Source organism: Allosalinactinospora lopnorensis, from assembly GCF_000981225.1.
GTDB lineage: Bacteria > Actinomycetota > Actinomycetes > Streptosporangiales > Streptosporangiaceae > Allosalinactinospora > Allosalinactinospora lopnorensis.
This window is the reverse complement of record NZ_LAJC01000143.1, coordinates 1-5,368: the sequence shown is the minus strand read 5'-3', so window position 1 is coordinate 5,368 and position 5,368 is coordinate 1. Positions and strand designations below refer to the sequence as shown.

Below are 5,368 nucleotides of genomic sequence, written 5' to 3'. Positions count from 1 at the left end.
CCGCGCTCCGGGGCGGCACCGGCGGACCACGGCGCCGCCCGCGCGGCGGGGTGCTGGCCGCGCTGCTGCTGATCGACCTGCGGGGGGTCGGGCGCGACCTCCTCCTCGTGGTAGTCGGGGCGGCGCCGCTGCTGCTCGCACTCGTACTGCGGTACGGCTACCCGCTCATGACCGGCTACGTGTGGCGCGCGCACGGGGTCGACCTGGAGCCCTACCTGCCGCTGGCCTTCGCCGTACTGGTGCTGCTGCACGTGCCCGATGATGGCGGGAGCGGTAGGTGCCCTGCGCCTGATCGAGGACGCCGACGACCGCACCCTGGCGGTGCTGCGCGTCTCACCCGCCTCCCTGGGGTGGTACCTGGGGTACCGCATGCTCATGACCGCCGCGGCGGCCATCGGGGGGCTGGCCGTGGCGGTCCCCCTGTCCGGGCTGGCACCGGAGGGCCGGGGGCCGGAGCTGGCCGCGGCGGTGGTGCTCGCCGGCGCCCAGGCGCCCCTGCTGATGCTCGCCGTCACAGCCGTGGCCGGCAACAAGGTCGAGGCGCTGGCCGCCTTGAAGGGGCTGGGCCTCGTCATGCTCGTGCCCGTGGCGATGTGGTTCCTCCCCGGGGCGACCGGCTGGCTGCTGGCCTGGCTGCCGCCGTTCTGGCCCGTCCAGGTGCTGTGGGGCGCCCCGGAGCTCCCGCCGCCCGCCGCCACCGTCCTCGGGCTGCTGCTCAGCGCGGCGGCCGCGGCAGCGCTGCTGCGCCGGACCGCACACCGGCTGGAGGACTAGACATCCGGCCTGACCAGCACGGGACCGGCCCAGGCGGGAGGGGCAGCGGACGGTCGCCAGCGGCCCTTGGGCGACGGTCGCGTGGCGGGTGCCACCTCCCTGCGCCACCGGCCTCCCGCGAATCGCCCCCGTCCGCCGGCCCTCCTGAGGCACCTCCCTGAATGCGGTCTGTAAGCCCGTTGGAAGCCGTTCTTGGAACGGTGTGCCGAGTGCCTTTGACATCCTCTCCTGGCTGAAGCCGGGAGAATCCAGCTACCCGTCAGTGCGGGCCGCTGGTGGTTGACGCTTCATAGTCCGGGTATCCCCGAGGGCTCCACGTCCTGGCACCCGCAATGTCCTGGGGCGCTTGCTGCTTGGCGGCGCGGGCGATGTTACGCGCCGCGTTGGTGTCGGCGTTGCCGGTGTGCCCGCATCCGGGCGCCTTGCACGCGAACCTGTCCTGGGACTCGCGGTTGCCCGGGGTGATGAACCCGCACACCGAGCAGCGCCGCGAGGTGTCGGGGGCGGGCACACGGATGAGGTATCCGCCCCGCTCAGCGAGCTTGTATTCCAGCAGGGTGACGGTGCGGCCCCACGCCTCACCGGCGATGGAGCGGTTCAGCCCTGCCTTCTGGCCAACGCCTGTGCCGGGGGCATCCACGGTTCCTCGGGCCGATCGGGCCATGTTGGCGATCGCAAGCCGTTCGACCCCCACCACGCCGAATGTCTCGGCCAGGGCGGTGGTGGTCTTGTGCTGCCAGTCGATGGCGCGCCGCTTGGCTCTCGCGCGCGCCCGCGATCTGGTCATAGGTCCGGCGCAGCCGGTTCGATGTCTTGTGCCCCGGCTTGTGGTTGCGGCGCTGGCGGGCGAACTTGCGCTCCAGTCGGCGAAGGTGTTCTTCCTCGCCCGCCTTGAGCCACGGCCCGTGCTCGCGGAAGGTGCCCTCCGACAGGGCCAGCGGCTTGGCCACGCCTCGGTCGATACCGACACCGGGGCCGGTGTGCGGGGCGGGTTCCTTGACTTCGGTGCGCACGCGGAACACGACGTGCCAGCCGTTGGCCTCCCGCACGAGTCGGGCGCCGGTGACCTTGTTGTGCGCATCGGCGTGCTTGCCCACGGGCATGTCCGTGGTCCACCGGAACCGCACCATGCCGATTTTGGGGACCTTGGCCACGCCCCACCGGCGGTTGACGCGGCGGATTCCCAGGTCGCGGCCCTGGGGGACGTCGATGGCCATCCGCGAGCGGAACCGGGCCTTGAAGGTCGGTTCCCCGGCCCGCCCGTCCCAGCAGTTGCGCCACGCCTGGACGTATGTCTTGAGGACGGCCTGTGCCGCTTGTGCCGGGAGTTCGGCGAGCCAGTCGATGTCCTTGCGGGACTGGCGGATCGCGGCGTCGGCGTCCTTCAGGTCGATCCTGCGGTTCTCCGATACCTGGGTCCACCAGTCGTGGAGCAGGTTCCACATGGTGCGGGCGGCGTGCCCCTGCGCTTCCAGGGCGTTCGCCTGTTCGGGCGTGGGGTACATCCGGGCCTTGTGGCCGCGTTCCCGCTTCACGTGTCACCTCCTCACCGTCGGCCGGAATCACACTATATCATTTGGTTCATGTCACCGCGCTGGGAACAAAGTCCCGACTTGCGCCGGGGCGCGTACGTCGCCTACAACCTTCACGCCCACTTGGTTTTTGTCACGAAGTACCGGCGTAAGGTCTTCACCGGCCCCATGCTGGAGCGGTGCGAGGAGATCATGCGGTCCGTGTGCGACAGCTTCGGCGCCGAACTGCGCGACTTCAACGGCGAGCGCGACCACGTGCACCTGCTGGTGCACTACCCGCCCACGGTCGCGCTCTCGAAGCTGGTGAACTCACTGAAAGGCGTCTCGTCGCGCTACCTGCGCAAAGAGTTCCCCTACCAGGTGAACCGCAACATCATGCACGGCCGGTTCTGGTCGGGGTCCTACTTCGCCGGGTCGGTGGGAGGGGCGCCGCTGGCAGTGGTCAAGCGATACATCGAGGCACAGGGGCGCCCCGGGCCGCAACCGGAAGGGCGGTGGGGCGATTCACCACCCGCCTGAAGGCGGGCGCACTCTCGCTAAGGCGCCCGGTAGTCTCGCGGACCATGCGGCTCTTGCACACCTCCGACTGGCACCTGGGACGGTCCTTCCACCGGGAGAACCTGCTCGACGCGCAGGCGGCGTTCGTCGACCACCTCATCGAGACCGTGCGCGCGGAGCGGGTCGACGTCGTGCTCGTCGCCGGCGACCTCTACGACCGCGCCCTTCCCCCGGTCGACGCCGTGCGGCTGTTCGGCGAGGCGCTGGCCCGCATCCGCGATACCGGGGCGCGTGCCGTCCTCATCAGCGGCAACCACGACTCCATGGTGCGGCTGGACTACGCCACCGGTCTCATCGACGCCGCCGGTGTGCACCTGCGCAGCTCACTGGACCAGGTCGGCACCCCGGTACTGATCGAGGACGAGCACGGCCCCGTCGCGTTCTACGGCATCCCCTACCTGGAGCCCGAGATCGCCCGGCACCACTGGGGCCTCACCCGGCGCGGCCACCCCGCTGTTCTCGGGCACGCCATGGAGCGTGTGCGGGCCGAGCTCGCCGGGCGCCCGGCCCATACGCGCTCGGTGGTGCTGTCGCACGCCTTTGTCAGCGGCGGCGACTCCTCCGACAGCGAGCGCGACATTTCCGTCGGCGGCGCCGCGCACGTGCCGGTCTCGGTCTTCGACGGGGTGGACTACGTCGCCCTGGGCCACCTGCACGGCTGGCAGCGGATGAGCGAGACCGCGCGCTACTCGGGTTCCCCGCTGGCCTACTCCTTCTCCGAGGAGCACCAGCGCAAGGGGTACTGGATCGTCGACCTGGCCACCTCCGGGGTCGCGGCCACCGAGTTCGTCGCGGCTCCGGTCCCGCGCCCGATCGCGCGGATCAGCGGATGCATCGACGACCTGCTCACCGCGCCCGAATGGGAGCGTTACACCGACCACTGGCTACAGGTCACGCTCACCGACCCGCTGCGCCCGGCCTTCCCCATGGACCGGCTGCGCGAGCGCTTCCCGCACGCCCTGCACCTGGACTTCGCGCCCGAGAACGAGCGGGTCGCCGACGGCGGCTCCTGGACGCGGCGGGTCGCCGACCGCGACGACCCCGACCTCGTGCTGGACTTCGTCGACTGGGCCCGGGGCAGTCCGAGCACCGCGGACGAGCGGCGCCTGGTGCGCAGTGCCTTCGAGGACCTGCGGGCGCGCGAGGCCGCGCGCTGATGCGGCTGCACACCCTCACGATCCAGGCGTTCGGGCCGTTCGCCGGCACCGAGACCGTCGACTTCGACCGGCTCGGCGACGGCGGGCTGTTCCTCATCCACGGCCCCACGGGCTCCGGAAAGACCTCCATCCTCGACGCCGTGTGCTTCGCCCTCTACGGCCAGGTACCGGGGGCGCGCGAGGCCGCCAAGTCACCGCGGAGCAGCCACGCGCCGCCGGGCCGCCGTCCCGAGGTGTCTCTGGAGGCCACCATCCGGGGACGCCGGCTGCACATCACCCGCTCCCCGGCCTGGGAGCGTCCCAAGAAACGCGGGTCGGGCAGCACCGTGGAGAAGGCCTCGGTGCGCGTCACCGAGCTGGTCGAGGGCCGGTGGCGCGGGCTGACCACCCGGCCCGACGAAGCCGGCCAGCTCATCGGCGACATCGTGGGGTTCTCCCGCGAGCAGTTCTGCCAAATCGTGCTGCTGCCCCAAGGGGACTTCGCGCGCTTCCTGCGCGCCACCGCACGGGAACGGCGCGACTCGCTGGAACGCATCTTCAACACGGGCATCTTCACCCGGGTCGAGGAATGGCTGGCCGAGCGCGCCCGCACGCTCGGCAGGCAGGCCACCAGCGCCGAGAGCGCCGTCACGCACGTCGCCGACCTGATCGCCGAGGTGGGGCGCTCACCGCAGCCGGCCACCGACGGTGCCGCGGGCCTGGACGCCCTGGTCCCCTGGGCCGCTGAGGTGGCCTCGGTCACCGCGGCCACCGCGTGCGAGGCCGAACTGGTCAGCGCCGGGCTGACCGCGGAGCGCGACGACGCCCGCGCCGCCCTGGAGCGGGCCCGCACCCTGGCCGAGCGCCAACAGCGCCACGCCGACACACTCCGGCGCGAGGCCGAACTGTCCGAACGCGCCGACCAGCGCCGCGCGCTCGACACCGAACTCGCCGCCGCCGACCGGGCGGCGCGGGTCATCCCGCTGCTGCGCGCGCAGGAGCAGCAACACAGCCGGCTCGACAAGGCCGAACAGGACGTCGCCGAACGCCTCGGTCTGCTCGGCGGTATCCTGCCCGGCGGTGGTGGCTCACCGCCGCCGGGCTGCGCGCGGCCGAACGCGAACGGCGCGACGAGATCGCCCGGCTGGAACACCTGCGCGGTGACGCCGAACGGCGGGCGGAACTGGTCCACACCGTCGAGGAACTCGACACCCAGGTGGCGACCACCCGCACCGAGCTGGAAGGGGTGCGGACACGCACCGGCGAACTCCCCCGGCGGCGCGCCGAACTCGCCGCCGAGCTGGAGCAGGCCCGCGCGAGAGCCGGGTCGCGCGAGGCCGCCGCCGAGGCGCTGGAGCTCGCCCGGCA

Annotated in this window: 7 protein-coding genes; 4 read left to right on the top strand and 3 right to left on the bottom strand. The window is 72.2% G+C overall.

Annotation, left to right across the window (positions count from 1 at the left end; translation table 11 throughout):
* On the bottom strand, positions 1-251 hold a 251-nt coding region (locus VS93_RS27395), incomplete at its 3' end, for a hypothetical protein (RefSeq protein WP_156185026.1).
* A 7-nt stretch (positions 252-258) separates the two neighbouring features.
* Here VS93_RS27395 and VS93_RS25910 point away from each other — a divergent pair.
* Positions 259-774 carry a hypothetical protein gene (locus tag VS93_RS25910; RefSeq protein ID WP_052746011.1) on the top strand — a complete coding sequence of 172 codons (516 nt, stop codon included), beginning with the start codon at positions 259-261 and terminating at the stop codon, positions 772-774.
* A 259-nt stretch (positions 775-1,033) separates the two neighbouring features.
* Here the strand turns inward: VS93_RS25910 and VS93_RS29585 are convergent, their stop codons facing one another.
* Positions 1,034-1,414, bottom strand: coding sequence for a transposase (locus tag VS93_RS29585; RefSeq protein WP_236700753.1), 381 nt, complete (start codon positions 1,412-1,414; stop codon positions 1,034-1,036).
* Positions 1,353-2,309, bottom strand: a complete 957-nt coding sequence (locus VS93_RS32275; protein ID WP_156185024.1) for an RNA-guided endonuclease InsQ/TnpB family protein — start codon at positions 2,307-2,309, stop codon at positions 1,353-1,355. Before VS93_RS32275 ends, VS93_RS29585 begins: the two co-directional genes overlap by 62 nt.
* A 48-nt stretch (positions 2,310-2,357) precedes the next feature.
* On the opposite strand from VS93_RS32275, the gene tnpA reads away from it, so the two are divergent.
* From tnpA to VS93_RS25890, 3 genes are all read left to right on the top strand, one after another.
* The gene (tnpA, locus tag VS93_RS25900) at positions 2,358-2,825 is read left to right on the top strand and encodes an IS200/IS605 family transposase (protein ID WP_046472469.1); all 468 of its coding nucleotides are present in this window, start codon (positions 2,358-2,360) and stop codon (positions 2,823-2,825) included.
* A 44-nt stretch (positions 2,826-2,869) separates the two neighbouring features.
* A complete protein-coding gene (locus tag VS93_RS25895) occupies positions 2,870-4,021 on the top strand; it encodes an exonuclease SbcCD subunit D (protein WP_046472468.1) in 1,152 nt (383 codons plus the stop codon).
* On the top strand, positions 4,021-5,368 hold a 1,348-nt coding region (locus VS93_RS25890), incomplete at its 3' end, for an AAA family ATPase (RefSeq protein ID WP_236700752.1). The genes VS93_RS25895 and VS93_RS25890, both read left to right, overlap by 1 nt.

Bases quoted from the DNA above. Each gene is read 5' to 3' on its own strand.
- VS93_RS25910 (WP_052746011.1), top strand. From the start codon at position 259: ATGATGGCGGGAGCGGTAGGTGCCCTGCGCCTGATCGAGGACGCCGAC.
- tnpA (WP_046472469.1), top strand. From the start codon at position 2,358: ATGTCACCGCGCTGGGAACAAAGTCCCGACTTGCGCCGGGGCGCGTAC.
- VS93_RS25895 (WP_046472468.1), top strand. From the start codon at position 2,870: ATGCGGCTCTTGCACACCTCCGACTGGCACCTGGGACGGTCCTTCCAC.